Origin of the sequence: Pseudomonas sp. NPDC077649 (assembly GCF_044542855.1) — a bacterium.
In the GTDB taxonomy this organism is placed as follows: domain Bacteria; phylum Pseudomonadota; class Gammaproteobacteria; order Pseudomonadales; family Pseudomonadaceae; genus Aquipseudomonas.
This window is the reverse complement of sequence record NZ_JBITVF010000003.1, coordinates 24624-49696: the sequence shown is the minus strand read 5'-3', so window position 1 is coordinate 49696 and position 25073 is coordinate 24624. Positions and strand designations below refer to the sequence as shown.

At 65.3% G+C, this 25073-nt stretch carries 23 protein-coding genes; 3 read left to right on the top strand and 20 right to left on the bottom strand.

From position 1 onward, the window contains the following. Positions 1–24: 24 nt before the first annotated feature. Genes nuoF through ndhC form a run of 5 tightly spaced genes read right to left on the bottom strand, consistent with a single transcriptional unit; the run spans position 25 to position 4734 of the window. Positions 25–1365: an NADH-quinone oxidoreductase subunit NuoF gene (nuoF, locus tag ACIGFL_RS10540; RefSeq protein WP_397497139.1), complete on the bottom strand. Its 1341-nt coding sequence runs from the start codon at positions 1363–1365 to the stop codon at positions 25–27. Further along, complete coding sequence (nuoE, locus tag ACIGFL_RS10535; RefSeq protein WP_021442954.1) at positions 1362–1862, bottom strand: NADH-quinone oxidoreductase subunit NuoE; 501 nt, start codon at positions 1860–1862, stop codon at positions 1362–1364. Before nuoE ends, nuoF begins: the two co-directional genes overlap by 4 nt. Positions 1863–1866: 4 nt before the next feature. Next, positions 1867–3645, bottom strand: a complete 1779-nt coding sequence (gene nuoC, locus ACIGFL_RS10530) for an NADH-quinone oxidoreductase subunit C/D (protein WP_397497138.1) — start codon at positions 3643–3645, stop codon at positions 1867–1869. Then, positions 3645–4319 (bottom strand): NADH-quinone oxidoreductase subunit B family protein, encoded by a 675-nt coding sequence (locus tag ACIGFL_RS10525; RefSeq protein WP_021442956.1) that lies wholly within the window; start codon positions 4317–4319, stop codon positions 3645–3647. Before ACIGFL_RS10525 ends, nuoC begins: the two co-directional genes overlap by 1 nt. 10 nt (positions 4320–4329) lie before the next feature. After that, positions 4330–4734: an NADH-quinone oxidoreductase subunit A gene (gene ndhC / locus ACIGFL_RS10520; protein ID WP_397497137.1), complete on the bottom strand. Its 405-nt coding sequence runs from the start codon at positions 4732–4734 to the stop codon at positions 4330–4332. Positions 4735–5257: 523 nt separating this feature from the next. Between ndhC and ACIGFL_RS10515 the strand changes: the two genes are divergently transcribed. Then, the gene (locus tag ACIGFL_RS10515) at positions 5258–6655 is read left to right on the top strand and encodes a pectin acetylesterase-family hydrolase (protein ID WP_397497136.1); all 1398 of its coding nucleotides are present in this window, start codon (positions 5258–5260) and stop codon (positions 6653–6655) included. Positions 6656–6793: 138 nt separating this feature from the next. On the opposite strand, the gene ACIGFL_RS10510 is transcribed toward ACIGFL_RS10515, so the two are convergent. From ACIGFL_RS10510 to ACIGFL_RS10445, 14 genes are all read right to left on the bottom strand, one after another. After that, the gene (locus ACIGFL_RS10510) at positions 6794–7135 is read right to left on the bottom strand and encodes a hypothetical protein (protein ID WP_397497135.1); all 342 of its coding nucleotides are present in this window, start codon (positions 7133–7135) and stop codon (positions 6794–6796) included. A 123-nt stretch (positions 7136–7258) separates the two neighbouring features. After that, complete coding sequence (locus ACIGFL_RS10505) at positions 7259–7897, bottom strand: hypothetical protein (RefSeq protein WP_397497134.1); 639 nt, start codon at positions 7895–7897, stop codon at positions 7259–7261. 114 nt (positions 7898–8011) lie between these two features. Then, entirely contained in the window at positions 8012–10015 is a 2004-nt protein-coding gene (locus ACIGFL_RS10500) for a PhoX family protein (RefSeq protein ID WP_397497133.1), read from the bottom strand. 262 nt (positions 10016–10277) lie between these two features. Beyond that, positions 10278–11873, bottom strand: a complete 1596-nt coding sequence (locus ACIGFL_RS10495; RefSeq protein ID WP_021445845.1) for an isocitrate lyase — start codon at positions 11871–11873, stop codon at positions 10278–10280. Between the two features lie 558 nt (positions 11874–12431). Beyond that, the gene (locus tag ACIGFL_RS10490) at positions 12432–13241 is read right to left on the bottom strand and encodes a secretin N-terminal domain-containing protein (RefSeq protein WP_397497132.1); all 810 of its coding nucleotides are present in this window, start codon (positions 13239–13241) and stop codon (positions 12432–12434) included. Continuing rightward, positions 13238–13879, bottom strand: a complete 642-nt coding sequence (locus ACIGFL_RS10485) for a histone acetyltransferase HPA2 (RefSeq protein WP_397497131.1) — start codon at positions 13877–13879, stop codon at positions 13238–13240. The genes ACIGFL_RS10490 and ACIGFL_RS10485 overlap by 4 nt, the downstream gene beginning before the upstream one ends. Before the next feature lie 8 nt (positions 13880–13887). Further along, on the bottom strand, positions 13888–14313 hold the full coding sequence (locus ACIGFL_RS10480) for a GNAT family N-acetyltransferase (protein WP_397497130.1): 426 nt from the start codon (positions 14311–14313) through the stop codon (positions 13888–13890). Continuing rightward, on the bottom strand, positions 14306–15472 hold the full coding sequence (locus ACIGFL_RS10475) for a JmjC domain-containing protein (RefSeq protein ID WP_397497129.1): 1167 nt from the start codon (positions 15470–15472) through the stop codon (positions 14306–14308). The genes ACIGFL_RS10480 and ACIGFL_RS10475 overlap by 8 nt, the downstream gene beginning before the upstream one ends. Before the next feature lie 78 nt (positions 15473–15550). Continuing rightward, entirely contained in the window at positions 15551–16921 is a 1371-nt protein-coding gene (gene purB, locus ACIGFL_RS10470) for an adenylosuccinate lyase (protein ID WP_397497505.1), read from the bottom strand. Between the two features lie 147 nt (positions 16922–17068). Beyond that, complete coding sequence (locus ACIGFL_RS10465) at positions 17069–17932, bottom strand: DMT family transporter (RefSeq protein WP_397497128.1); 864 nt, start codon at positions 17930–17932, stop codon at positions 17069–17071. Between the two features lie 5 nt (positions 17933–17937). Then, positions 17938–18558 carry a high frequency lysogenization protein HflD gene (hflD, locus tag ACIGFL_RS10460; RefSeq protein ID WP_021445852.1) on the bottom strand — a complete coding sequence of 207 codons (621 nt, stop codon included), beginning with the start codon at positions 18556–18558 and terminating at the stop codon, positions 17938–17940. Then, positions 18555–19667, bottom strand: coding sequence for a tRNA 2-thiouridine(34) synthase MnmA (gene mnmA, locus ACIGFL_RS10455; protein WP_397497127.1), 1113 nt, complete (start codon positions 19665–19667; stop codon positions 18555–18557). The genes hflD and mnmA overlap by 4 nt, the downstream gene beginning before the upstream one ends. 106 nt (positions 19668–19773) lie before the next feature. After that, complete coding sequence (locus tag ACIGFL_RS10450) at positions 19774–20214, bottom strand: NUDIX hydrolase (RefSeq protein WP_122107813.1); 441 nt, start codon at positions 20212–20214, stop codon at positions 19774–19776. Between the two features lie 78 nt (positions 20215–20292). Then, positions 20293–22521, bottom strand: a complete 2229-nt coding sequence (locus ACIGFL_RS10445; protein ID WP_397497126.1) for an NADP-dependent isocitrate dehydrogenase — start codon at positions 22519–22521, stop codon at positions 20293–20295. A gap of 366 nt (positions 22522–22887) precedes the next feature. Here ACIGFL_RS10445 and icd point away from each other — a divergent pair, with 366 nt between their 5' ends. After that, positions 22888–24144, top strand: coding sequence for an NADP-dependent isocitrate dehydrogenase (gene icd, locus ACIGFL_RS10440; RefSeq protein ID WP_397497125.1), 1257 nt, complete (start codon positions 22888–22890; stop codon positions 24142–24144). Between the two features lie 69 nt (positions 24145–24213). Here icd and cspD read toward each other — a convergent pair whose 3' ends face one another. Then, the gene (gene cspD / locus ACIGFL_RS10435; protein ID WP_031303859.1) at positions 24214–24477 is read right to left on the bottom strand and encodes a cold shock domain-containing protein CspD; all 264 of its coding nucleotides are present in this window, start codon (positions 24475–24477) and stop codon (positions 24214–24216) included. 231 nt (positions 24478–24708) lie between these two features. Between cspD and clpS the strand changes: the two genes are divergently transcribed. After that, positions 24709–25071, top strand: coding sequence for an ATP-dependent Clp protease adapter ClpS (gene clpS, locus ACIGFL_RS10430; protein ID WP_031303861.1), 363 nt, complete (start codon positions 24709–24711; stop codon positions 25069–25071). Positions 25072–25073: the final 2 nt, after the last annotated feature.

Here is a 25073-nt window from a genome sequence, read left to right as displayed (position 1 = left end):
GGTTCGCGCCGCGAGTCGATTCGTCTAGCCCACGCCTTCCGCCTGCATTCGTGTGCGCTGCGCGATTCCCGCCTCGAACTCGTCGCGAAAATACTGCAGGGCGCTGGCCAGCGGCTCCACCGCCCCCGGGGCATGGGCGCAGAAGGTCTTGCCCGGGCCGAGGAAGCGGCACAGCTGCTCCAGCGTCTCGATATCGCCCGGCTGACCTTCGCCGCGCTCCAGTGCGCGCAACAGCTTGACGCTCCACGGCAGGCCGTCGCGGCAGGGGGTGCAGAAGCCGCAGGACTCGCGGGCGAAGAATTCCTCCATGTTGCGCAGCAGGCCGACCATGCTCACCGAGTCGTCCACCGCCAGCGCCAGGCCGGTGCCCAGGCGCGTGCCGTACCTGGCGATGCCGGCGCTATGCAGCGGCGCATCCAGGTGCTCGGGCAGGAGGAAACCGGTGCCGGCGCCGCCCGGCTGCCAGCACTTGAGGCGATGGCCCGGGCGCATGCCGCCGGCGTGCTCCTCGAACAGTTCGCGCGCCTCGATGCCGAACGGCAGCTCCCAGAGGCCGGGACGCTTGACCTTGCCGGAGAAGCCGAACAGCTTGCTGCCCATGTCCTCGCTGCCGGGGCGGGCCAGGGCGCGGTACCAGTCGACGCCGTGCTCGATGATCGCCGGCACGTTGCACAGGGTCTCGACGTTGTTGACGCAAGTCGGCTTGCCCCACACGCCCACGGTGGCGGGGAACGGCGGCTTGGCCCGCGGGTTGGCACGGCGGCCCTCCAGCGAGTTGATCAGTGCGGTTTCCTCGCCGCAGATGTAGCGCCCGGCGCCGGTATGCACGAAGAGTTCTAGGTCGAAGCCGCTGCCCAGGATATTGCGCCCGAGCAGGCCGGCGGCTTGCGCCTCGGCGATGGCGCGGCGCAGGTGCTGGGCGCACTCGACGTATTCGCCGCGCAGGAAGATGTAGCCGCGCCCGGCCTTGAGCGCGCGGGCGGCGATCAGCATGCCCTCGACCAGCAGGTGCGGCAGCTGCTCCATCAGCAGGCGGTCCTTCCAGGTGTTGGGCTCCATCTCGTCGGCGTTGCACAGCAGGTAGCGCACCTTCAGCGCCTCGTCGGCCGGCATCAGCCCCCATTTCACCCCGGTGGGAAAACCGGCGCCGCCGCGACCCTTGAGTCCGGAATCCTTGACCTGCTGGACGATGTCCGCGGGGGCCAGCTCCAGCAGCGCACGGCGGGCCGCCCCATAGCCGCCCTTGGCGCGGTATTCCTCCAGCCAAACCGGCTCGCCGTCGTCGCGCAGGCGCCAGGTCAGCGGATGGGTCTCGGCCGGGCGCACGACTTGGTTGGCCGGGGCGAAGGAGGGCAGGCGGCTCATTCAAAGGCCTCCAGCAGGGCATCGAGGCGCTCCACCGCGACCTCGCCGAAGGTCTGCTCGTCGATCATCAGCGCCGGTGCCTTGTCGCAGTTGCCCAGGCAGCACACCGGCAGCAGGGTGAAGCGGCCGTCGCCGCTGGTCTGGCCCGGCGTCAGGCCGTGGCGCCGGGCCAGGTGGGCGAGCAGCGCTTCGTGGCCGGCGACGTAGCAGGTCATGCTGTCGCACACGCGGATCAGGTGGCGGCCGACCGGCTGGCGGAAGATCTGGCTGTAGAAGGTGGCGACGCCCTCGACGTCGCTGGCGGGAATGCCGAGCAACTCGCCGATGGCGGCGATGGCGCCGTCCGGTACCCAGCCGCGCTGCTGCTGGACGATCTTCAGCGCCTCGATCGAGGCCGCGCGCGGGTCTTCGTAGTGCTCGCGTTCGTGCTCGATGGCCGCCTGCTCGGCGGCGCTGAGGACGAAGCGGTCGGTCTGGATCAGGTCAGTCTGGCTCATGTGATTAGCGATCCACGTCGGCCATAACGAAATCGATACTGCCCAGGTAGGCGATCAGGTCCGCCACCATACTGCCCCTGATCACCGCCGGTATCTGCTGCAGATGGGCGAAGCTCGGGGTGCGGATGCGCGTGCGGTAGCTCATGGTGCTGCCGTCGCTGGTTAAGTAATAGCTGTTGATGCCCTTGGTTGCCTCGATCATCTGCAGGCTCTCGCCGGCGGGCATCACCGGGCCCCAGGACACCTGGAGGAAGTGGGTTATCAGCGTCTCGATATGCTGCAGCGTGCGCTCCTTGGGCGGCGGCGTGGTCAGCGGGTGGTCGGCCTTGTAGGGGCCGGCGGGCATGTTGTGCAGGCACTGCTCGATGATGCGCAGGCTCTGGCGCATCTCCTCGACGCGGATGATGCAGCGATCAAAGGCGTCGCCGTTGGCGGTCAGCGGCACCTCGAAGTCGAAGCGCTCGTAGCCGGAGTAGGGGCGCGCCTTGCGCAGGTCGAAGTCCAGTCCGGTGGCGCGCAGGCCCGAGCCGGTGACGCCCCAGTCCAGGGCCTGGCGAGTGTTGTAGGCGGCCACGCCGACGGTGCGTCCGCGCAGGATGCTGTTGTCCAGCGCGGCCTTCTGGTACTCGTCCAGGCGTTTGGGCAGCCAGTCGACGAACTCGCGCACCAGCTTGTCCCAGCCGCGCGGCAGGTCGTGGGCGACCCCGCCGATGCGGTACCAGGCCGGGTGCATGCGGAAACCGGTGATGGCCTCGATCACCTGGTAGGCGCGTTGGCGGTCGCTGAAGGTGAAGAACACCGGGGTCATGGCGCCGACGTCCTGGATGTAGGTGCCGAGAAACAGCAGGTGACTGTTGATGCGGAAGAACTCGGCGAGCATTACGCGGATCACCTCGACCCGCTCCGGCACGCGGATGCCGGCCAGCTTCTCCACCGCCAGCACGTAGGGCAGGTTGTTCATCACCCCGCCGAGGTAATCGATCCGATCCGTATAGGGGATGAAGCTGTGCCAGCTCTGCCGCTCGGCCATCTTCTCGGCGCCGCGGTGGTGGTAGCCGATCTCCGGCACGCAGTCGACGATCTCCTCGCCGTCCAGTTGCAGGATGATGCGGAAGGCGCCGTGGGCCGAGGGGTGGTTGGGGCCGAGGTTGAGGAACATGAAGTCCTCGTGGGCGCCGTGACGCTGCATGCCCCAGTCCTCGGGGTTGAAGCGCAGCGCCTCCTGTTCCAGGTCCTGCTTGGCCGCATCCAGGCTGAAGGGGTCGAACTCGGTGGCGCGCGCCGGGTAGTCCTTGCGTAGCGGGTGGCCCTGCCAGGTCGGTGGCATCAGCAGGCGGGTCAGGTGCGGGTGGCCGTCGAAGCGGATGCCGAACATGTCCCACACCTCGCGCTCGTACCAGTTGGCGTTGGGCCAGATGGCGGTGGCGCTGGGCAGGCTGAGGTCGTCTTCGGCGAGGGCGACCTTGAGCAGTACATCGCTGTTTCGCTCGATCGACAGCAGGTGGTAGAACACGCTGAAGTCTGCCGCCGGCAGGCCTTCGCGCTTGGTGCGCAGGCGCTCGTCCATGGCGTGCAGGTCGTACAGCATCAGGTAGGGGCGCGGCAGCTGGCGCAGGGCGCGCAGCACCGCCGGCAGGCGCTCGCGGCCGAGCCAGAGCACCGGCATGCCGGTGCGGGTCGCCTGCACCACGAAGGCGTCGGCGCCGAACAGCGCCTGCAGCTCGGTGACCACGTCGTCGTGGCCGGCGGGAGAGGGGGCGAGGCGGGCGCTGCTGGTGCTCATCAGATCTCGTCCGGGCTGCGCAACTGGGTGACCTGGATACGCTCGGCGCGATTTTTCTCGCGCTGCGAGGGCATCTCGGCGCGGTACACGCCCTGATCGCCGACCACCCAGGACAGCGGCCGGCGTTCCTCGCCGATGGACTGCTGCAGCAGCATCAGGCCCTGCAGGAAGGCCTCCGGGCGCGGCGGGCAACCCGGCACGTAGACGTCCACCGGGAGGAACTTGTCGACGCCCTGGACCACCGAGTAGATGTCGTACATGCCGCCGGAATTGGCGCACGAGCCCATGGAGATCACCCACTTGGGTTCGAGCATCTGTTCATACAGACGCTGGATGATCGGCGCCATCTTGATGAAGCAGGTGCCGGCCACCACCATGAAATCGGCCTGGCGCGGCGAGGCGCGGATCACCTCGGCACCGAAGCGGGCGATGTCGTGCGGCGCGGTGAAGGCCGTGGTCATCTCCACGTAGCAGCACGACAGGCCGAAGTTGTAGGGCCACAGCGAGTTCTTGCGGCCCCAGTTGACCGTCTGGTGCAGCACCTGCTCGAGGCGGCCCATGAAGACGTTGCGGTGCACCTGGCCGGCCAGCGGGTCGTCGACCAGCTCGCGCTCGCCCATGGGGTAGCGGCTGCCGGGGGCGTCGGGATCGATGCGGGTGAGCTTGTATTGCATCGCGATGACCTCAGGGTTTGCGTGCGCCGAGGCGCCGGCGGCGTGCCTCGGGGGCCCAGTCCAGGGCGCCGACGCGCCACAGGTAGAGCAGCCCGGCGAGTAGGATGAGGATGAACACGGCGGCCTCGATCAGCCCGGCCCAACCGCTTTCGCGCACGGCGATGGCCCAGGCGAAGAGGAACAGCGCCTCGACGTCGAAGATCACGAAGAGCATGGCCACCAGGTAGAACTTGGCGGAGAAGCGCAGTCGCGCGCTGCCGGTGGGCACGATGCCGGACTCGAAGGGTTCCTCCTTGCTGCGCCCCCAGGCCTTGCCGCCGAGCAGGCTGGATACGCCGAGCATGAAGGCGCACAGGCCGCCCACCGCGAGGAGGAACACCGCCAGCGCCCAGTGCTGGGCGAACGCTCCGCTCATGCCTTACCCCCGTAGCTGAATATCGCTGCCGTGCGCCGGGTTATCGCGCTGCCTTCGTGCGGGCTGTCGCCTGCGCCGAGGCTGTGCGTGCAGGGCCCGGCAGACCCATGGCGGCGAACCAACTTGGCGTACCCAAGTGATTTAAATGCTAGGCGCAGTTATCCAGTTGCGCCGGTATAAATTTTAATTTGGTCCAGGGGCCCGAATTGGCGGGGCTTTCAGGGCGCCGCTGACAATTGCTTGAAACGAATTCGATGAGAATAAGTTGCAACTGTCGGGCGGGCCTTAGTTGCACTTCGCCGGCGATTCAAATAGCGATGAATAATTAAAATTTGAGTAATTATCTCGAATCGATATGTCTGGTCTTTGTCGTCGACGATTTTCTTGGACTAGCGTGCATGAATCGCCGAGCCGGCGACGATCCACGGTGATCGAGCAGCACCCGATGACGACGGGGTCTGCGTAGTTGCCGCTGCCTCGGCATGCCGACCCTCAAGCAAAACGACAAGATGAGGGAATCGCCATGCCCGTTGCCCTGTCCCTGCAGCGACTGCTACCCACCGCCCTGTTGCTCGTCCTGGCCGCACCGCTCCAGGCCGAGCCGGGCGATTACAACTTCTGGCAGACCCTGAGCAACCTGGTGTCGCCGCCCAAGGCCGACAATCCGGTGACGCCGGCGCAGCGCACCGGCCTGTATCCGCTGCTGGCCAATCCGGCCGACTTCAACAGCGGTTTCACGCCCGGCAACTACTACGGCTGGCAGACCATCCGGATGGCGCCGCAGACCGGCGCGGTCTGTGGCAACGGCTCGCCCTACAAGTTCTTCGTCAACCGCGTGCCGAATACCCGCAACACCATCATCTACCTCGAAGGCGGCGGCGCCTGCTGGGACCATGCCAGCTGCAGCGGGCAGAGCGGCATCCGCGGCGCGCGCAACCCCAACGGCATCGCCGACGACTACATGTCGCTGCTCAATCCCGGCGCCAGCCTGGTCAGCCCCTTCGTCGTACGCCTGCACCCCTGGACGCGGGTGAAGACGCAGAACTGGAACATGGTCTACGTGCCCTATTGCACCGGCGATATCTACTCCGGCGACAAGGTGGCGGTGTACCAGGACCCGCAGGGTCAGCAACCGCCGCTGGTGTGGCATCACAACGGCCTGCGCAACATGCGCGCGGTGGTCGGCTGGCTCAAGGACAACCTGCCGCGGCCAACGCAGATGCTCGCCACCGGCTGCAGCGCCGGCGGCGCCGGCAGCCTGACCAACTACGCCAACCTACGCCAGGACATGGCGCCGAACCGCGGCTACCTGATCAACGATTCCGGCCCGGTGTACAGCGCCCTGGCCGGCGACAACCAGAGCTATCCGTCCTATCCGCTGCAGACCCTGATCCGTCAGGCCTGGGGCCTCGATCAGAGCGGCGGGCCGCTGAATTACCTGCAGGCGCTGCTGCCGGGCTTCAATCCCGGCGATCTGGGCAGCCTGTATCCGGCGCTGTCGAGCCAACTGCCGGGCGACCGCATGGGCCACACCCATTTCTGGCAGGACCTGAACTATTCGTCCTACTCCTACGAGCGCTTCTACCCGGAGATCGTCAACGCGCCGAACCAGGCCGCCAGGGAGGCGCTGATCAAGCAGCGCTGGGCCACCGACACCGCGCGCCTGCGCGGCCAACTGGCCAACCTGGGCAACGTCGGCGGCTACTTCCCGCAATACCGCGGGGTCAATGAAAGCCACTGCACCAGCATCATCGAGTTCGCCAACGCCGATATCCAGGAGCAGAACCTGCAGCTGGATCACTTCGTCGGCAGCGTGTTGGACGGCAGCGGCCAGGTGCTGGACGCCTCGGAAAGCAGCGATGTGGCCGACCGCAGCAAGCCGTTCAACCTGCTGTACTACCTGCTGGATCAGGTGCTCTGAATGGCGCCCCGGTAGTGGCCGCTTGAGGTGATATGCGAGCATTCGCGGATTATGGCGGCAGGGTCGGTGTTATTGCCGATCCTGCCTGCGATCTCTTTCAGATGTTCTCGGGCGTTATCTGCCGGCTGTTCCCAGTGGTTAGAAGCCGTACACCTTTTGTTTGTTTCCATGTTCCCAAGTGAACAGGTTGTACTTCTTGTTGCCCGTCCCGTAGTGCTTGCCGTGGCCATAAACGGTCATCGTCCAATTTCCACCCGTGTTGCCTGCCCGGAAGAAAATCGTTCGCTTGTAGCTTTTGCTGGTCCAGTGCCGCAAACCGGTTTCTCTGCCGAGACTTGCATCTGAGTCAAGCGCGCCCAGGAAGTCCGTGCCTTGCTTGGATATACGGCTGTAAACCTCGTTAATGGCGTGAGTGTCGTCCCCGGAAAGAACGTACCTGTCCAAGTCGCCAGCGAGAATGATGTTTGCGTTGAGTGGCATGTGGTTAGTCCTTTTGGCTGATGCGATTGTCCATTGCATGTCTACCGCCTGCTGAGAGGGCAGGCGACGAGCAGTGATGGACAGGATTAAGGGCTGCAGTGCATGACGCCTCCTTGGCGTGGACTACTGATAGCTGCGCTCGCGCGCTTCCTGCAGGCGCTGGCGCAGGTACTGATCGCGGCTGAGGCCGTCGGGGATGTCCTGCAGGGCCAGCACGTCCTCGACTATGCGTCGCTCCTCGGCCTTGTAGCGTTCGAAGTTCGGGTCGCGGCGCTGCGCCAGACGCGCCTCGCGCTCGGCGCTGAGGGCCTGGTAGCGGCGCACCAGCGCCTCGCCGCGGGCCTTCTGCTCGGCTTCGTCCGGGCTGTCCGCCTTGATCAGCGCCACCTGCAGCAGTAGCGCCTCGCTCAGGGCCAGCTCGCCCTGGCGCTCCAGCGCGTCGATGCGCTCGCCCAGTGCTCGGGCTTCGGCGGCGCGGGCGGCAGCGTCCAGTTGCCCGGCCTGCGCGATAAAGTCGCGGTAGCGGTTATGAAAGGCCAGACGCTGCTGTTGTGCCCGAACCTCTGGGGCCGCCAGCCATTGCAGCTGTTCGGCGCTGACCGACTGGGCGCTCGCGGCGCTGGAGGGTGCGGCTGCGGGCGGGGCGGGCGGCACGGCAGCCGGGTCGAGTCGAGCCGGCGCGGGCGGACGCTGCCAGTACCAGGTCAGCGCCGCGCTGGCGAGAACGAGACAGCAGCCGAGCAGCAGGGTGGCGCGGGGCATGGGCACTCCTTGCGCGAGTCGAATGGCGCTTTCAGCGTAGAAGCTGTCGCCGCGCTTTGCCCGTGCGCGAGCAAGGAGGGCGCCCTCTCAGTTGCATGAGAGGGCGCCGGGGGCTTACAGCAGCGGTTTGCCGTCGTCGCGGGTGACGATCACGGTGGCCGAGCGCGGGCGGCGGCCGGGGCCGTCCGGCCAGGTGCTGCGGAAGTTGGTGGGGGTGGAGCCTTCACCCGGGTGCTGGATATTGACGAACAGGGTGCGGAAGTCCGGGGTGGCGGCGATGCCGGTGACTTCGCAACCCACCGGGCCGACCAAAAAGCGCTTCATCTCGCCGGTACGCGGGTCGGCTACCAGCATCTGGTTGTTGCCGAACGGGCCGCTGGCCAGCTGGCTGCCGCTCATGTCAGTCTGGATCCACAGTCGGCCATCGTCGTCGAACCACAGGCCGTCCGGGCTGGCCAGGCGGTTGTCGGCGCTCAGCGGCTTGCCGTTGACATCCAGGCTGTCGCCTTCCGGGCCGGCCAGCAGGAACAGGCTCCAGGCGAACGCGCGGCCGGCGTAGTCGCGGCTCAGTTCGCGCCAGCGGATGATATGGCCGTAGGCGTTGGCCGGACGCGGGTTGGCGGCATCGGCGACGGTGCGTGAGCTGTTGTTGGTGAGGGTGAAGTAAACCTCGCCGTTGTGCGGGTTGACCGCGCCCCATTCCGGGCGATCCATCTTGGTGGCACCGACGATGTCGGCAGCCAGGCGGGTATTGATCAGCACCTCGCCCTGGTCGGCGAAGCTCACTCCGGCGGCCTGGCAGGCGGCCTGGAAGGCCTTGTCCTGGATATCCAGCGCCAGCCATTCGCCTTGGCCGTCGGCCTTGAAGCGCGCCACGTAGAGGGTGCCCTCGTCGAGCAGGCTGCCGTTGCTGCGCCCCGGCAGGTACTTGCCGCGGCTGACGAATTTGTAGATGTACTCGTTCTGCGAGTCGTCGCCGGAATAGCAGACCACCGGCCGGCCCGGTTTGACCGGGGCGAACACCAGGCCCTCGTGGGCGAAGCGACCCAGCGCGGTGCGCTTGACCGGGGTGGATTCCGGGGCGAAGGGGTCGATCTCGACGATCCAGCCGAAGTGGTTGGGCTCGTTGCGGTAGTCGCCTGTGGCCTCGGCGGCCAGGCGGGTGGCGTTGAAGCGCTGGAATTCGTCGCCGGCCAGGTGATCCCAGCCGTAGCGGCTGGCGCTGCCGACGCCGTAGCGGGTCAGTTCACGCGGGCGCTCGGCGTCGCCACTGGCGAAGTAGCCGGCCCAGTTCTCCTCGCAGGTCAGGTAGGTGCCCCAGGGCGTGAAGCCGTTGGCGCAGTTGTTCAGGGTGCCGCGGGTGGCGGTGCCGTCGGGGCTGTAGCGGGTCCGGAGCAGGGCGTGGCCGCGCGCCGGGCCGCCGATCTGCATCGGCGTGGCGCCGGTGATGCGGCGGTTGCGCGCGCTGGGCAGCACCTCCCATTGGCCGCGCACACGGCGCACTTCCACCACCGAGGCGCCATGGGCGTTGATTTCCTTGCGCACCTCGTCGGCGCTGCTGCGCTTGCCGTTCACCAGGCTCGGGCCGTTGGGATGCAGCAGCGGCGCGTCGATGTACTCGTGGTTGAGCACCAGCAGACCGTGGTCGCTGTTGCGACCGCCGCCGCGCTGGCCGTCGATGGGGAAGAAGTGCATGCCGTCGTGATGCATGCCGACCTGGTCGGCCTGGTCGGCGGCGCTGTTGCCGGCGTTGTCGAGAAAGGCCGGAAAGCTGCCGCGGATCGGCGTACCCCAGGGAATGAAGGGCGTGGCCTTGTAGCCGGGCGGCACGCTGATGGTGTCGGCGCGGGTCACCGCCACCGGGCTGAACGGCAGGCGCCTGCCACGCTTGTCCAGGCGCTCGAGCAGCTCCTTGAGCGGGTTGCCGGCGGCCTCGGCGCTGCCGGGCAGGGCCACGCCGAGAAAGCCCATGACGCCGAGTGCGGCGCCGCCGGCGACCACCTGGCGGCGGCTCAGGCCGGCTTCGATCAACTCGTTGATATGGGGATTGGCGGAGGCGTTGCTGAGCGGCTCGTCGCCGTTGCCGAATAGCACGTCTTGCTCGTGTTCATTGCGCATGGGGGGCTCCTGAGGCGGATCGACGGAGCCATGACGCTAACCAAGCAAGACGACGGGAAAGTGACAACGGCTGTGCGCTGCTGCACAAATCTGCCCGGAGGGCGGGCCGTAGGGGCGCCGTGCGCACCAGTCGTTGCCAGCGGCAGCGCTGCGCACGACCGCGGCGGCCCGCGACTCAGGCATAAAAAAGCCCCGGCAAGGCCGGGGCGGATTAGGCAAACGAGACGCTGCGGGTGCGTGGCCCGCAGCGGGGGAACCGTTCTTAGTGGAACTGGTTCATGGTGTTGTCTTTACCGCTCGCCTTCAGAGCAGCTTCGCCAGCGAAGTACTCCTTGTGGTTGTCGCCGATGTCGGAGCCAGCCATGTTCTGGTGCTTGACGCAGGCGATGCCCTGGCGCAGTTCCTGACGCTGTACGCCCTTGACGTAGGCCAGCATGCCCTGGTCGGCGAAGTAGCCCTTGGCCAGGTTGTCGGTGGACAGCGCGGCGGTGTGGTAGGTCGGCAGGGTGATCAGGTGGTGGAAGATGCCGGCGTGGGCCGAACCGTCGCGCTGGAAGGTGCGGATCTTCTCGTCGGCGATCTGGGCCAGTTCGGTTTCGTCGTACTCGACGCTCATCAGCTTGGCGCGGTCGTAGGCGGAAACGTCCTTGCCTTCGGCAACCATGGCGTCGAACACCTGCTGACGGAAGTTCAGGGTCCAGTTGAAGGACGGGCTGTTGTTGTAAACCAGCTTGGCGTTCGGGATGACTTCACGGATGCGGTCAACCATGGCCTTGATCTGGCCAACGTGCGGCTTCTCGGTTTCGATCCACAGCAGGTCGGCGCCGTTCTGCAGGCTGGTGATGCAGTCCAGGACGCAGCGGTCTTCGCCGGTGCCGGCACGGAACTGGAACAGGTTGGACGGCAGGCGCTTCGGACGCAGCAGCTTGCCACCGCGGTTGATCACCACGTCGCCGTTGCCCAGCTCGGCAGCGGACACTTCTTCGCAATCGAGGAAGCTGTTGTACAGGTCGCCCAGGTCGCCCGGCTCTTTGGTCACGGCGATCTGCTTGGTCAGGCCGGCGCCCAGGGAGTCGGTACGCGCAACGATCACGCCGTTGTCGATGCCCAGCTCGAGGAAGGCGTAGCGAACGGCAGCGATCTTGGCGAGGAAGTCGGCGTGCGGAACGGTCACTTTACCGTCCTGGTGGCCGCACTGCTTCTCGTCGGAAACCTGGTTCTCGATCTGGATGCAGCAGGCGCCGGCTTCGATCATGCGCTTGGCCAGCAGGTAGGTGGCTTCCGGGTTACCGAAGCCAGCGTCGATGTCGGCGATGATCGGCACGATGTGGGTTTCGTAGTTGTCGATCTGCTTCTGGATCTCGGCCGCCTTGGCGTGGTCGCCAGCGTCACGAGCGGCGTCCAGGGCGGTGAACAGCAGGTCCAGCTCGCGGCTGTCGGCCTGACGCAGGAAGGTGTACAGCTCTTCGATCAGGTCGGAGACGGCGGTCTTCTCGTGCATCGACTGGTCCGGCAGCGGGCCGAAGTCGGAGCGCAGGGCGGCGACCATCCAGCCGGACAGGTAGAGGTAGCGCTTGTTGGTGGTCTTCAGGTGCTTCTTGATCGAGATCAGCTTCTGCTGACCGATGAAGCCGTGCCAGCAGCCCAGCGACTGGGTGTAGACGGAGGAGTCGGCGTCGTACTCTTCCATGTCCTTGCGCATGATGTCAGCGGTGTACTGAGCGATTTCCAGACCGGTCTTGAAACGGTTCTGAGCGCGCATACGGGCGACGGACTCGGGGTTGATAGCGCTCCAGCTGCTGCCGAACTTCTCTTTCAGAGCGGCTACAGCCTTGATGTCGTTTTGATATGCGGACATGGTCAATCCTTCAAAAAATGTGTTGGTTGAGCACCGACTACCCACTCAATGCGTGCACGGATGCAGCGGCTGCGGGAGGCTTCCACTTTGACGGCGAGAAAACGGCTGGGGTGAGGATTGACCGCGAGGAGGGGGGATGTGGCGAACAGTTCGGGCGCTTGGCGTGGGCCGGTCGGCTCGTGGAAACCTTGGGCACCTGCCGGGCTGTCGATCTGTCTGACGCTAAACGCTTCCCCGTCCCTCAGGACAACTTCGTTCCAGTCGCAACCTCGTCGTACGGCCTTGTGGGCTGTTGGGACACGGACCGCTACGAAGTGCTTCGTTGGCGATCTGGAGATCCTTTTCAGGACCCCTGGCTAGCGGGAGCGAGGCCATCATGCCTCTCGGCAAAAGCTTCGTCAAACGTTTTGTAGTGGTTTTTTTAGACTACTACATATTCTCAAGACGACCGGCTGGTCATGGCGGAAACCCTCTGGTGCGGGCGTTTCCAGCTTTGCGCGGGATTGCGGGGGCTGTCCATTGGTCGAAAGCGGCGAGGGGTTGCGACTTTGGTCGGGGTCAGTCGAGGGCTTCGACCTTCAGGCGCAGGGTCATGTCTTCGCGGCCCTGGGTGGTGCGTCGCTGGAGGATGTCGCGGCTGCTGGAGGCGGTGTCCTCGTTGACCCCGCCGAGGGTGATCCATTCGCCGAGGCGGCCGCTGACCCGGGTGTCGGTGCTCTGCACGTCGATCACGCCGGGACGGTGGGCGTTGAGGCGGTCGCGCTGGCTGCTGATGCTGACGTGCACCAGCTCGCCGGAGAGGGTGGCGGTGACATAGAAGCCGCGGGTCACATCGCGGTACTGGGTGTTCTGGTAGACCTGGCCGTAGGGGCCGGTGCTGGTGGTGGTCAGCGGCACGCTCTGGCCGACCTGGATCAGCGCCGGATAGCCCTCGGTGGCTTGCACCTGCTGGGTACCGCCGCCGCGGCTGTCGGTGCTGCGGCGGATGATGCGCACCTGGTCGCGGCCACCCACTTCGCCGCGGCCGACCTGCACCTCGGCGTCGCCGGCGCTGAGGCTGCCGTCGACCCGGTAGCCGCGGTCGCTCTGGTAGTTGCTGTCGCTGCTCTCCACGCTGATCAGCAGGCGTCGCGGGCGAGTGTCGAGCTGCTCCAGCAACTGGCGCACCTCGTCGATCTTGGCCGGCGAGGCGTTGACGATCAGCTGGTTGCCGTAGGGGCTGACCCGGCCCTCGTTGCCCAGCACCGACTGCACGACGCCGATCACCTCGTCGGCCGTGCGGTAATTGAGCGGGATCACCTCGGTGGCCGCCTGCAGCGGCAGGCACAGGCCGAGAAGCAGGGCGGCGAGCAGGGCACGCAGGGTCATAGCAGGAAACTCCGCAGATCGGGATCGCTGATGCTGGTATCCCAGGCCTGGTTGAACTGCGCCTGGCGCTGTCGCACCCGCGCCGGGTCGCGGTACAGGGCGTAGCCGGCCTGCTGGCCGAGCTCGGGGCGCAGCAGCAGGCCCTGGTCGTCGGCGATCAGGTAGGCCAGTTCTTCACTGGGATAATCCGGGTTGAGTTTGCGGATATGCAGGTTGGAGGACAAGCGCCGCGACAGGCCGAGCAGGCGATGCCCCTCCTTGACCGCGCGGGTCGGGTCGCGCACGAGGATGCGCAGGCGCGCGCGCGGACTGGCCAGAAGGAAGCGGGTGCAGGCCTGCTGCACGCTGCCGTGATGGTAGAGCCAGGGTTCCAGGTCGTCGCTGTACAGGCACAGGCTGCGCTGCGCCTGCTGGATCAGCGCCAGCACATGGGCACGCGCCTGCTGTGGCTGGCTGAAGCGCTCCAGGCGCTCGTGAGCGCCGAGGACGAAGGGCGCCGGCTCCCATTGCGGGGCGTCCGCCGTCGCCGGCTCGGGGTTGTGCACGGCAAAACGCCCCGGCGATTCGAACTCGATAGCCGCGAGCTCGGCCGGCTGCGGGGTATCGCTCGTCTCGAGCGGGGCGTCTTGGTCGTCCATTGCGGCCTCTACTGGCGGGTGCGCACCATGTCCACGTGCGGGATGCCGGCGTCGAGGTACTCGCCGCTGACTATCTGGAAGCCTAGCCTTTCATAGAACGGCGTGGCGTGCACCTGGGCGCTGAGCATTTGCCGATCCAGGCCGCGTTTTTCCGCTTCCGCGATCACCGCCTGCATCAACGCCTCGCCGACCTTGAGGCCGCGCCAGTCCTTGAGTACCGAGACGCGGCCGATATGGCCGTCCGGCAGCAGGCGCGCGGTGCCCACGGCGTAGTCGCCTTCCTCGGCGAGAAAATGCACCGCTTCGGCGTCTTCGGCGTCCCATTCCAGCTCCGGCGGCACGGCCTGTTCGGCGACGAACACGCTTTCGCGGATACGCCGCAGCTCGGCGTTGTCCTTATGCCAGTCCGCGACGCGAACTCGGATCTCACTCATCGGCGAACCCCAGACTACCTTGCTTGACCAGTTCCCAGAGCAGGGTACGCCCCTCGTCATCGGCCAGCCAGGCGCCAAGGTTATCGATATGTAACGCATCGGCGCTGCAGATCAGCTTGAGCAGCTCGCGCAGGCGCGCCGACACCAGGCGGCTCTGGCCGCTGGCGAACAGCACCAGATCCTCGCCGACTTCCGACCAGGCCATGCGCGCGCTGGGGTTGCGGATGATCACGGCGCCGTCTTCCAGGCTGCCGAGAAATTCTTCTTCACCGATCTCGATGCCGGCGACCAGCTCCGGATACTTGGGCTCGGTCATGAACTGGCCGAACCAGGTCATCAGCAGGCGCTCGTCGCTCATGTGCTCGTTGAGCAGGGCCTTCAGGCGCTCCAGGGCGTCGCGCTGGATCTGGTTGGGATCCTCGCTCGGCTGGATATCGGCGTCACTGTAACGCTCCTCGTCGGGGAGGAACTGGCCGAGAAAATCGGTGAAATGGGTCAGGACTTCGGCGGCGCTCGGCGCGCGGAAACCCACGGAATAAGTCATGCAATCATCCTCAGCGGTGCCACAGTGGGCGAGGCGCGGCGGCAGGTAGAGCATGTCGCCGGGTGCCAGCACCCATTCATCGGTTGGTTCGAATTCGGCCAGGATCTTCAGATCGGCGTGGGGCAGCAGCGGGCTGTCGGAGTCGCACATCTGGCCGATCTGCCAGCGGCGATGACCGTAACCCTGCAGCAGGAAAACGTCGTAGTTGTCGAAATGCGGGCCGACGCCGCCGCCGGGCGCGGCGAAGCTGATCATCAGGTCGTCGATGCGCCACTTGGGCAGGAACTTGAAGTCCTCCAGCAGTTCGGCCACTTCCGGGACGAACTGGTCGACCGCCTGCACCAGCAGGGTCCAGTCGCGCTCGGGCAGGTTCTGGAAGCTGTCCTCGGCGAAGGGGCCGCGTTGCAGTTCCCAGGGGCGTTCGCCGTGCTCGATGACCAGGCGCGACTCGACTTCTTCCTCCAGGGCCAGGCCGGCCAGCTCGTCCGGGCTGATCGGGCTTTCGAAGCCGGGCACGGCCTGGCGCACCAGCAGCGGTTTCTTCTGCCAGTAGTCGCGCAGGAATTCACGGGCTGTGAGGCCACCCAGCAGTTGCAGCGGAGTATCAGGATTCATCAGTAAGCCCTTGAAATAGAAAAAAACCTTAAAACAAAAACGCCCGGCTCAGCCGGGCGTCCTCGAGGCTGGTGCGGATCAGATGCGCTGGGCCTGGGCCACCGCGTTGCCGATGTAGCGGGCCGGGGTGAGTTGCTTGAGCTCGGCCTTGGCCTCGGCCGGCATGTCCAGGCCGTCGATAAAGGCCAGCAGCGCCTCGGGGCTGATGCCCTTGCCGCGGGTCAGCTCCTTGAGCTTCTCGTAGGGGTTCTCGATGGCGTAGCGGCGCATGACGGTCTGGATCGGCTCGGCGAGCACTTCCCAGCAGGCGTCCAGATCTTCAGCAATACGCTGAGCATTGAGCTCCAACTTGCTGATTCCCTTGAGGCTGGCTTCGTAGGCGATCACGCTGTGGGCGAAGCCGACACCGAGGTTGCGCAGCACGGTGGAGTCGGTCAGGTCGCGCTGCCAGCGGGAGATCGGCAGCTTGCTGGCCAGGTGCTGGAAGATCGCGTTGGCGATGCCGAGGTTGCCTTCGGAATTTTCGAAGTCGATCGGGTTGACCTTGTGCGGCATGGTCGAGGAGCCGATCTCGCCGGCCACGGTCTTCTGCTTGAAGTAACCGAGGGAGATGTAGCCCCAGACGTCGCGGTCGAAGTCGATGAGGATGGTGTTGAAACGGGCGATGGCGTCGAACAGCTCGGCGATGTAGTCGTGCGGCTCGATCTGGGTGGTGTAGGGGTTGAAGGTCAGGCCCAGGTCGCCTTCGATGAACTGGCGGGCGTTGGCTTCCCAGTCGATGGCCGGGTAAGCGGACAGGTGGGCGTTGTAGTTGCCCACGGCGCCGTTGATCTTGCCCAGCAGCGGCACCGCAGCGACCTGGGCGATCTGCCGCTCCAGGCGGTAGACCACGTTGGCCAGTTCCTTGCCCAGGGTGGTCGGCGAGGCCGGCTGGCCGTGGGTGCGCGACAGCATCGGCACCTCGGCGAACTTCACCGCCAGTTCACGGATGGCGTCGGCCAGCTGCTGCATCAGCGGCAGCAGCACGGTGTCGCGGCCTTCGCGCAGCATCAGGGCGTGGGACAGGTTGTTGATGTCCTCGCTGGTGCAGGCGAAGTGGATGAACTCGCTGACCTTGTCCAGTTCCGGCAGCTTGGCGGCCTGCTCCTTGAGCAGGTATTCCACCGCCTTGACGTCGTGGTTGGTAGTGCGCTCGATTTCCTTGACGCGCTCGGCGTGCTCGACGGCGAAGTTCTCCGCCAGCTGGTTGAGCAGGGCGTTGGCTTCGGCGGAGAAGGACGCGACTTCGGCGATGCCTTCGTGGGCGGCCAGGCGCTGCAGCCAGCGCACTTCGACCAGCACGCGGCTACGGATCAGGCCGTATTCGCTGAAGATGGGGCGCAGGGCGCTGGTTTTGCCGGCGTAGCGGCCGTCGACGGGGGAAACCGCGGTGAGCGAGGAAAGCTGCATATGGGCGTTCTCGAGCTGTCGGGCTGAAAAGCCATCCGGTTTGCTGCGCATCGTGCCTGCTCCGATGAAGCGGGCTCTAGCTCAGGTGCCTGGACGGCCTCTGACGAAAAGGGCGCATATCATACATGAAAACGTCCGGCTGACCGCCTATGCGTTGCGCCGGGCGACCGACAGCAGGCTGGCGGCGAAGATCAGTGCGGCGCCGAGCAGCGACAGGCGATCGGGCATCTCGCCCCACAGCAGCCAGGCGATCAGCCCGGCGAAGACGATGGCCAGGTAGGCGATCGGGCCGATCAGCCCCGGCGGCGCCAGGCCGTAGGCGCGCGACATGATGATCTGGCTGGCGGTGGCCAGCAGGCCGATGCCCAGCAGCCAGCCGAGCTGGTTGGCGGCGAGCGGCTGCCAGCTCCAGCTCAGCGGAATGGCGGAGAACAGCGCACTGAACAGCGAGAAGTAGAAGACGATGCGCGTCGCCGGCTCGCTGTCGCTCATCTCGCGGATGGAGACGAAGGCGAAGGCGGCCAGCAGGCTGGCGGCCAGGCCGATCAGCGCCGGGCCCTCGAACAGCGCGGCGCTGGGCTTGGCCACCAGCAGCACGCCGAGCAGGCCGATCAGGCTGGTGAGCAGCATGCGCCGGGTCAGCGGCTCCTTGAGCCAGAAGTGGGCGATCAGCGGGGTGAACACCGGCGCCGAGTAGGTGAACAGCATGGCGTCGGCCAGCGGCAGGTGGGCGATGGCGTAGAAGAAGCAGTACATCGCCGCCAGGCCGTAGGTGGTGCGCCACAGGTGCGATTTCAGCCGTGTCGTGCGCAGCGGGCGTACCCCGCGCACCAGCAGCAGCGGCAGGAAGAACAGCACGCCGACCAGGTTGCGGAAGAACACCACTGACTCATTGTTGACGCTGGCCGAGATTTCCCGAATGCCGACGCCGGTAAGGGCGAACAGCAGGGCGGACAGGGCCAGCAGCAGGGCGCCCTGCAGCGGCTTGACGCTGCGGCTCGGCGCGCCCATGGCGGTCAGCTGCGCATCAGTTGGTAGAGTTCCTTGAGCAGCTTGCCGCGGCTGAACACCAGCTGCCAGCGGTGACCGCCGAGCTGGCGCCACAGCCGCGCCGAACGGATGCCGGCGAGCAGCAGGGCGCGGATCTTCGCCGCGTTGCTCGGCTGCTGCAGAAAACGCATGTCGCCGTGCACCTGGATGCGCTGGCGGAAGGTGCTGATGGTGTCCTGGTACAGCCCGCCGCAGGCGGCGATGACGTTGTCGTGGACCAGGCCGAAGTGCTCGACCTGCTGCTGGATCTGATCCAGGCGGCTGCCCATCACCTGCAACATGTCGCCACGCTTGTCCAGCTGGCGTTCCAGGCCGAGCAGGGCCAGGGCGTAGCGCAGCGGCTCGCGCTGCAGCGCCGCGGGGTTGCGCTCCAGAGAGCTGACCAGCGCGCGATAACCGTCGCGCAAGTTGAGGTCGTCGCCACCGTAGACGTCGAGCGTACTCTTCGGGTCGCGCACCAGCAGGCTGCCGAGCATGCAGCTCATCGACGCCTCGCTGACCTGGCCGGTGCGGGCGATCTTGTCGGCCAGCACGGCGGCCTCGAACACGGCGCCGAGGGCGACCAGTTGTTCCTGCGTCGGGTTCATCGGGCGTCCTCGTACCAGGGCTCGGCGGTCTCGATCACGCCGCCACCGAGGCACACCTCGCCGTCGTAGAACACCACGGACTGGCCGGGCGTCACGGCGCGCTGCGGCTCGTCGAACACGGCGCGGTAGCCGCTTGCGGTCTGCTCCAGGGTGCAGGCCTGGTCGCCCTGGCGGTAGCGCACCTTGGCGCTCAGGCGGCGCGGGCTGCTCAGGTCCACCGGGTTGACCCAGTAGATATCCGAGGCGAGCAGGGCGCGGGAGAACAGCCAGGGGTGTTCGTTGCCCTGGCCGACGATCAGCACGTTGCGCGTCAGGTCCTTCTTCAGCACGTACCAGGGATCGTCGCCGGCGTCCTTGAGGCCGCCGATACCGAGGCCCTGGCGCTGACCGATGGTGTGGTACATCAGGCCATGATGGCGGCCGATGACCTGGCCCTCGGTGGTCTCGATATCACCCGGCTGGGCCGGCAGGTACTGCTTGAGGAAATCGCTGAAGCGGCGCTCGCCGATAAAGCAGATGCCGGTGGAATCCTTCTTCTTCGCCGTGGCCAACTCGTATTTCTCGGCGATGGCGCGCACCTGCGGCTTTTCCAGCTCGCCGACCGGGAACAGGGTCTTGGCGATCTGCTCGCCGCCGACGGCATGCAGGAAGTAGCTCTGGTCCTTGTTCGGATCCAGGCCCTTGAGCAGCTCGGTGCGGCCGTCGACGTCGCGGCGGCGCACATAGTGGCCGGTGGCGATCAGGTCGGCGCCGAGCGAGAGGGCGTAGTCGAGGAAGGCTTTGAACTTGATCTCGCGGTTGCACAGGATGTCCGGGTTCGGCGTGCGCCCAGCCTGGTATTCGGCCAGGAAGTGCTCGAACACGTTGTCCCAGTATTCCGCGGCGAAGTTGGCGGTGTGCAGCTTGATGCCGATGCGCTCGCACACGGCCTGGGCGTCGGCCAGGTCGTCCATGGCGGTGCAGTATTCGGTGCCGTCGTCTTCGTCCCAGTTCTTCATGAACAGGCCTTCGACCTGATAACCCTGTTCCAGCAGCAGCAGGGCGGAAACGGACGAGTCGACGCCGCCGGACATGCCGACGATCACGCGTTGGGTGCTAGGTGCTTGCATGGGAGTCTGCGAGTGAAGCCTGAAAAACTGGCGAGTCTACCAGAAAGACTGCACCCGACGTGTAGGGCGTACTCGCGAAGCAGTACGCCAAGCGCGGGCTATTGTTTCAATCGCGCACCAGCTCCAGCGACCCGCGGATGCCCGCCAGGTAATCGTCCACGCAGCGCAGCACCAGTTCGCTGCGCCAGCGCTCGGGTTGCGCGGCCAGTTCGTCGCGGCTCAACCAGGCGATGCCGTGGATGTCGCTGTCCAGTGCGCGGGCCGGATCGTGGCGCAGCGGGTGGGCGATAAAGCACACCCGTTGGTAGGTCACGGCATTGCTCGGCGCGGTATAGAGGTAGATGCCGAGCAGGCCGCTCAGCGCCACCTCCCAGCCGGTTTCTTCGAGGGTTTCGCGCAGCGCGGCCTGGCGCAGCGATTCATTGGCCTCCAGGTGCCCGGCGGGCTGGTTGAGCACCAGGCGGCCAGCCTTGAACTCCTCGACGAACAGGAAGCGGCCCTGGTCCTCGATGACCGTGGCCACGGTGATATGGGGCTGCCACTCCATTTCTGCTTCTCCAGTGATCTCTATGCAAAAAAGAACCCCGGCACTATGGCCGGGGTTCTCGGTGTTGCCGAGCCCTTATCAGGCGTTCAGCGCGGCCAGAGCGGCGTTGAAGGTGGCGCTGGGGCGCATCACCTGGCTGGTCAGCTCGGGGTTGGAGCGGTAGTAGCCACCGATGTCCACCGGTTTGCCCTGGACGGCGGCCAGTTCGGCGACGATGGTCGCTTCCTGCTCGGTCAGGGTCTTGGCCAGCAGGGTGAAGCGTGCCTTCAGCTCGGCGTCTTCGTTCTGCGCGGCCAGGGCCTGGGCCCAGTACAGCGCCAGATAGAAGTGGCTGCCACGGTTGTCCAGCTCGCCGACCTTGCGCGCCGGGGACTTGTTGTTGTCCAGCAGTTTGCCGGTGGCTTCGTCCAGGGTCTTGCCGAGGATCTTGGCCTTGAGGTTGTCGGTCTTGATCCCGGTTTCTTCCAGGGAGACGGCCAGGGCCAGGAACTCGCCGAGGGAATCCCAGCGCAGGTAGTTCTCTTCGACCAGCTGTTGCACGTGCTTGGGCGCCGAACCGCCGGCACCGGTTTCGTACATGCCGCCGCCGGCCATCAGTGGCACGATGGACAGCATCTTGGCCGAGGTGCCCAGCTCCATGATCGGGAACAGGTCGGTCAGGTAGTCGCGCAGCACGTTGCCGGTCACCGAGATGGTGTCCAGGCCGCGGATCATGCGCTCCATGGACACGCGGATGGCTTCGTTGTAGCCCATCATGCGGATGTCCAGGCCAGTCAGGTCGTGGTCCTTCAGGTACAGCTCGACCTTCTTCTGCAGCTCGCGGTCGTGCGCGCGCTCCGGGTCCAGCCAGAAGATGGCCGGGGTGTTGGACTGACGGGCGCGGGTGACGGCCAGTTTGACCCAGTCGCGGATTGGCGCGTCCTTGGTCTGGCAGGCGCGCCAGATGTCGCCGGCTTCGACCTGGTGCTGCATCAGCACGGTGCCGTCGGCAGCGACGACGCGCATGGTGCCGTCGGCGGTCATTTCGAAGGTCTTGTCGTGGGAGCCGTATTCCTCGGCCTTCTGCGCCATCAGGCCGACGTTCGGCACGCTGCCCATGGTGGTCGGGTCGAACGCACCGTTGGTTTTGCAGAAGTTGATCATTTCCTGATAGATGCGCGCGTAGGTGCTCTCAGGCATGACGGCCTTGGTGTCTTTCTGCTTGCCGTCCTTGCCCCACATCTGGCCGGAGTTGCGGATCATCGCCGGCATCGAGGCGTCGACGATGACGTCGCTCGGGATGTGCAGGTTGGTGATGCCCTTGACCGAGTCGACCATGGCCATTTCCGGGCGATGGGCGTAGACCTCGTGGATGTCGTGCAGGATCTCTTCCTGCTGCGAGGCGGGCAGGGCCTTGATCTTGTCGTAGACGCTGCTGATGCCGTTGTTCGGGTTGACGCCCAGCTCCTTGAACAGCTCGCCGTACTTATCGAACACGTCCTTGTAGTAAACGCTGACGGCGTGGCCGAAGACGATCGGGTGGGAGACCTTCATCATGGTCGCCTTGACGTGCAGGGACCACATCACGCCGGTTTCCTTGCAGTCCTGCAGGGTCTTCTCGAAGAAGTCGCGCAGCTTGCGGCAGCTCATGAACATGCTGTCGAACACTTCGCCTTCCTGCAGGGCGAGCTGCTTCTTGACCTCGACCTTGCCGTCCTTGCCGACGAACTCGATGCGCACGTCACCGGCCTTGGCCATGGTGATCGACTGCTCGCTGGAGAAGAAGTCGCCGCCGCGCATGTAGTCGGCGTGGGACTGCGACGCCATGCTCCACTTGCCCATGCTGTGCGGGTGCTTGCGGGCATAGGCCTTGACCGCGGCCGGGGCGCGGCGGTCGGAGTTGCCTTCGCGCAGCACCGGGTTCACCGCACTGCCGAGTACCTTGGCGTAACGGGCACGGACTTCCTTCTCGGCGTCGCTCTGCGGGTCTTCCGGGTAGTCGGGCAGGGCGTAGCCCTGGGCCTGCAGCTCGGCGATGGCGCCCTTGAGTTGCGGCACCGAGGCGCTGATGTTGGGCAGTTTGATGATATTGGCTTCGGGCTGGGTGGCCAGTTCGGCCAGCTTGGCGAGGTCGTCCTCGATGCGCTTGTCGGCGCCCAGTTGGTCGGCAAAGCTTGCCAGGATCCGTCCAGCAAGAGAGATGTCGCGAGTTTCGACGGAGATGTCAGCCGATGCGGCGAAAGCTTCTACAATGGGCAGAAGCGAATAGGTGGCGAGGGCTGGAGCTTCGTCGGTGAAGGTGTAGATGATCTTCGAAGGGGTGGACATTTAGAGTTAACTCTCTTCTTTGCTGAGCGTGCACAGAAACTCGACGTGCGCGGGTAGGCGCCTGAACCCGGTCATTGATCGGGCTGGAGTCGAGGACTCGCCGCGGTGATGTTGGATGCACCAGTAGAGTGTCGAGCATTTCGAGCCAGCCAGCGGTGATAGCCACTGGCCGGTTTCAAGAGGTTGCCGTCCGGTTCGGGACGGGCGCCCCTTATGACTCGTTAGTCACCTAAGCAGTATATCACTGCGACGCCGCGTCGCAGAATGCCCAGTTGTATAAGACCAACGAACATGTGGTTCCACCCGATTCAACTGCGCTACTCTCGGGGGATTGCGCACAGTTCTAACCACAAGATGGAGTCCAGCATGGGATACCAAAAGATCCAGGTGCCAGCCAGCGGTGACAAAATCACCGTCAATGCCGACATGTCGCTCAATGTGCCGAACAACCCGATCATCCCCTTCATCGAGGGTGATGGTATCGGCGTGGATATTTCCCCGGTGATGATCAAGGTGGTCGACGCCGCTGTCGCGAAAGCCTATGGCGGTGCGCGCAAGATCTCCTGGATGGAGGTCTACGCCGGCGAGAAAGCTACCCAGGTCTACGATCAGGACACCTGGCTGCCCAAGGAAACCCTCGAAGCGGTGCGCGACTACGTGGTGTCGATCAAGGGCCCGCTGACCACGCCGGTGGGTGGCGGCATCCGCTCGCTCAACGTGGCCCTGCGTCAGGAACTCGATCTGTACGTCTGCCAGCGTCCAGTGCGCTGGTTCGAAGGCGTGCCCAGCCCGGTGAAGAAGCCCGGTGACGTGGACATGGTGATCTTCCGCGAGAACTCCGAGGACATCTATGCCGGCGTCGAATGGAAGGCCGGCAGCCCCGAGGCCGAGAAGGTCATCAAGTTCCTCACCGAGGAAATGGGCGTCAAGAAGATCCGCTTCACCGACATGTGTGGCATCGGCATCAAGCCGGTTTCCGAGGCGGGCACCAAGCGTCTGGTGCGCAAGGCGCTGCAGTACGCCGTCGACAACGACCGCAGCTCGGTAACCCTGGTGCACAAGGGCAATATCATGAAATTCACCGAGGGTGCGTTCAAGGAGTGGGGCTATGAGATCGCCCGCGACGAATTCGGCGCCGAGCTGCTCGATGGCGGCCCGTGGATGCAGTTCAAGAACCCGCGCACCGGCAAGAACATAGTGGTCAAGGACGTGATCGCCGACGCCATGCTGCAGCAGATCCTGCTGCGTCCGGCCGAGTACGACGTGATCGCCACGCTCAACCTCAATGGCGACTACCTGTCCGACGCCCTGGCGGCGGAGGTCGGCGGCATCGGCATCGCGCCGGGCGCCAACCTGTCCGACTCGGTGGCCATGTTCGAGGCGACTCACGGCACCGCGCCGAAGTACGCCGGCCAGGACAAGGTCAATCCGGGCTCGGTGATCCTCTCCGCCGAGATGATGCTGCGGCATATGGGCTGGGTCGAGGCGGCCGACCTGATCATCAAGGGCACCAACGGCGCCATCGCCGCCAAGACCGTGACCTACGATTTCGAGCGCCTGATGGAAGGGGCGATCCTGCTGTCCTGCTCGGAGTTCGGTGACGCGATGATCGCGCACATGTAACGGCGGGTTGTGGCACAAAGAAAGGCCGGTCAATTGACCGGCCTTTTTCGTGGCGATTTGCCAGGGTACTCAGACTTCGACAGTGCTAGCGGTACTCTGCGCCTGGGGTACTGCCGCAGGGGCGTCCTGGGCGGCGGCACTGATATTGACGGCGTGCAGTCCTTTCGGGCCCTGCACGATCTCGAAGCGGACCGGCTGGCCGGCCTTGAGTGTTTTGTAACCTTCCATCTGGATGGCCGAGTAGTGGGCGAACAGGTCCTCATCTCGGCCGTCGGCCAGGATGAATCCATAGCCTTTGGCGTTGTTGAACCACTTGACCTTACCGCTGAGCATGCTGATATCCCTCTGCAAAGGACTCCATCTCTGGAGTATCATCCACTTCGATTCCGCGCGAAAACCAACCAGGCTGGGCGAGGGCGCGGAACCCCTGATACCCACTAATGGGTATTTATTGTTTGTAACACCCTTTTGCCGATAGTCAAGGCTATGCGGCGGACGGCTGAGAAGTCAGTCAAACTCCCTCTAGCATCCCTGTTCGTCCGGCCCTGAACCTCTGATTTCAGCATGCATGCAAGTAGCCAGATTCGACTAACATTCAATCAGGATCACCCGGCAGAGCATGAGGACGATTCCTCCGGCGTTGCTGTTCAGGAGTCCAAGCCAGCATTACAGGCACCACCGATGTACAAGGTGGTCTTATTCAATGACGACTACACCCCGATGGATTTTGTCGTCGAAGTGCTCGAAGTGTTTTTCGGCATGAACCGGGAGCTGGCGACCAAGATCATGCTGACCGTCCATACAGAGGGGCGGGCGGTATGCGGCGTGTTCACCCGTGATATCGCGGAGACCAAGGCCATGCAGGTCAATCAGTACGCTAGGGAAAGCCAGCATCCGCTACTCTGTGAGATCGAGAAGGACGGTTAATG

Excerpts from the sequence above, each read along its gene's own strand:
- nuoF (WP_397497139.1), bottom strand. The coding sequence starts at position 1,365 with ATGAGCCGCCTGCCCTCCTTCGCCCCGGCCAACCAAGTCGTGCGCCCG.
- nuoE (WP_021442954.1), bottom strand. The coding sequence starts at position 1,862 with ATGAGCCAGACTGACCTGATCCAGACCGACCGCTTCGTCCTCAGCGCC.
- nuoC (WP_397497138.1), bottom strand. The coding sequence starts at position 3,645 with ATGAGCACCAGCAGCGCCCGCCTCGCCCCCTCTCCCGCCGGCCACGAC.
- ACIGFL_RS10525 (WP_021442956.1), bottom strand. The coding sequence starts at position 4,319 with ATGCAATACAAGCTCACCCGCATCGATCCCGACGCCCCCGGCAGCCGC.
- ndhC (WP_397497137.1), bottom strand. The coding sequence starts at position 4,734 with ATGAGCGGAGCGTTCGCCCAGCACTGGGCGCTGGCGGTGTTCCTCCTC.
- ACIGFL_RS10515 (WP_397497136.1), top strand. The coding sequence starts at position 5,258 with ATGCCCGTTGCCCTGTCCCTGCAGCGACTGCTACCCACCGCCCTGTTG.
- ACIGFL_RS10510 (WP_397497135.1), bottom strand. The coding sequence starts at position 7,135 with ATGCCACTCAACGCAAACATCATTCTCGCTGGCGACTTGGACAGGTAC.
- ACIGFL_RS10505 (WP_397497134.1), bottom strand. The coding sequence starts at position 7,897 with ATGCCCCGCGCCACCCTGCTGCTCGGCTGCTGTCTCGTTCTCGCCAGC.
- ACIGFL_RS10500 (WP_397497133.1), bottom strand. The coding sequence starts at position 10,015 with ATGCGCAATGAACACGAGCAAGACGTGCTATTCGGCAACGGCGACGAG.
- ACIGFL_RS10495 (WP_021445845.1), bottom strand. The coding sequence starts at position 11,873 with ATGTCCGCATATCAAAACGACATCAAGGCTGTAGCCGCTCTGAAAGAG.
- ACIGFL_RS10490 (WP_397497132.1), bottom strand. The coding sequence starts at position 13,241 with ATGACCCTGCGTGCCCTGCTCGCCGCCCTGCTTCTCGGCCTGTGCCTG.
- ACIGFL_RS10485 (WP_397497131.1), bottom strand. The coding sequence starts at position 13,879 with ATGGACGACCAAGACGCCCCGCTCGAGACGAGCGATACCCCGCAGCCG.
- ACIGFL_RS10480 (WP_397497130.1), bottom strand. The coding sequence starts at position 14,313 with ATGAGTGAGATCCGAGTTCGCGTCGCGGACTGGCATAAGGACAACGCC.
- ACIGFL_RS10475 (WP_397497129.1), bottom strand. The coding sequence starts at position 15,472 with ATGAATCCTGATACTCCGCTGCAACTGCTGGGTGGCCTCACAGCCCGT.
- purB (WP_397497505.1), bottom strand. The coding sequence starts at position 16,921 with ATGCAGCTTTCCTCGCTCACCGCGGTTTCCCCCGTCGACGGCCGCTAC.
- ACIGFL_RS10465 (WP_397497128.1), bottom strand. The coding sequence starts at position 17,932 with ATGGGCGCGCCGAGCCGCAGCGTCAAGCCGCTGCAGGGCGCCCTGCTG.
- hflD (WP_021445852.1), bottom strand. The coding sequence starts at position 18,558 with ATGAACCCGACGCAGGAACAACTGGTCGCCCTCGGCGCCGTGTTCGAG.
- mnmA (WP_397497127.1), bottom strand. The coding sequence starts at position 19,667 with ATGCAAGCACCTAGCACCCAACGCGTGATCGTCGGCATGTCCGGCGGC.
- ACIGFL_RS10450 (WP_122107813.1), bottom strand. The coding sequence starts at position 20,214 with ATGGAGTGGCAGCCCCATATCACCGTGGCCACGGTCATCGAGGACCAG.
- ACIGFL_RS10445 (WP_397497126.1), bottom strand. The coding sequence starts at position 22,521 with ATGTCCACCCCTTCGAAGATCATCTACACCTTCACCGACGAAGCTCCA.
- icd (WP_397497125.1), top strand. The coding sequence starts at position 22,888 with ATGGGATACCAAAAGATCCAGGTGCCAGCCAGCGGTGACAAAATCACC.
- cspD (WP_031303859.1), bottom strand. The coding sequence starts at position 24,477 with ATGCTCAGCGGTAAGGTCAAGTGGTTCAACAACGCCAAAGGCTATGGA.
- clpS (WP_031303861.1), top strand. The coding sequence starts at position 24,709 with ATGCATGCAAGTAGCCAGATTCGACTAACATTCAATCAGGATCACCCG.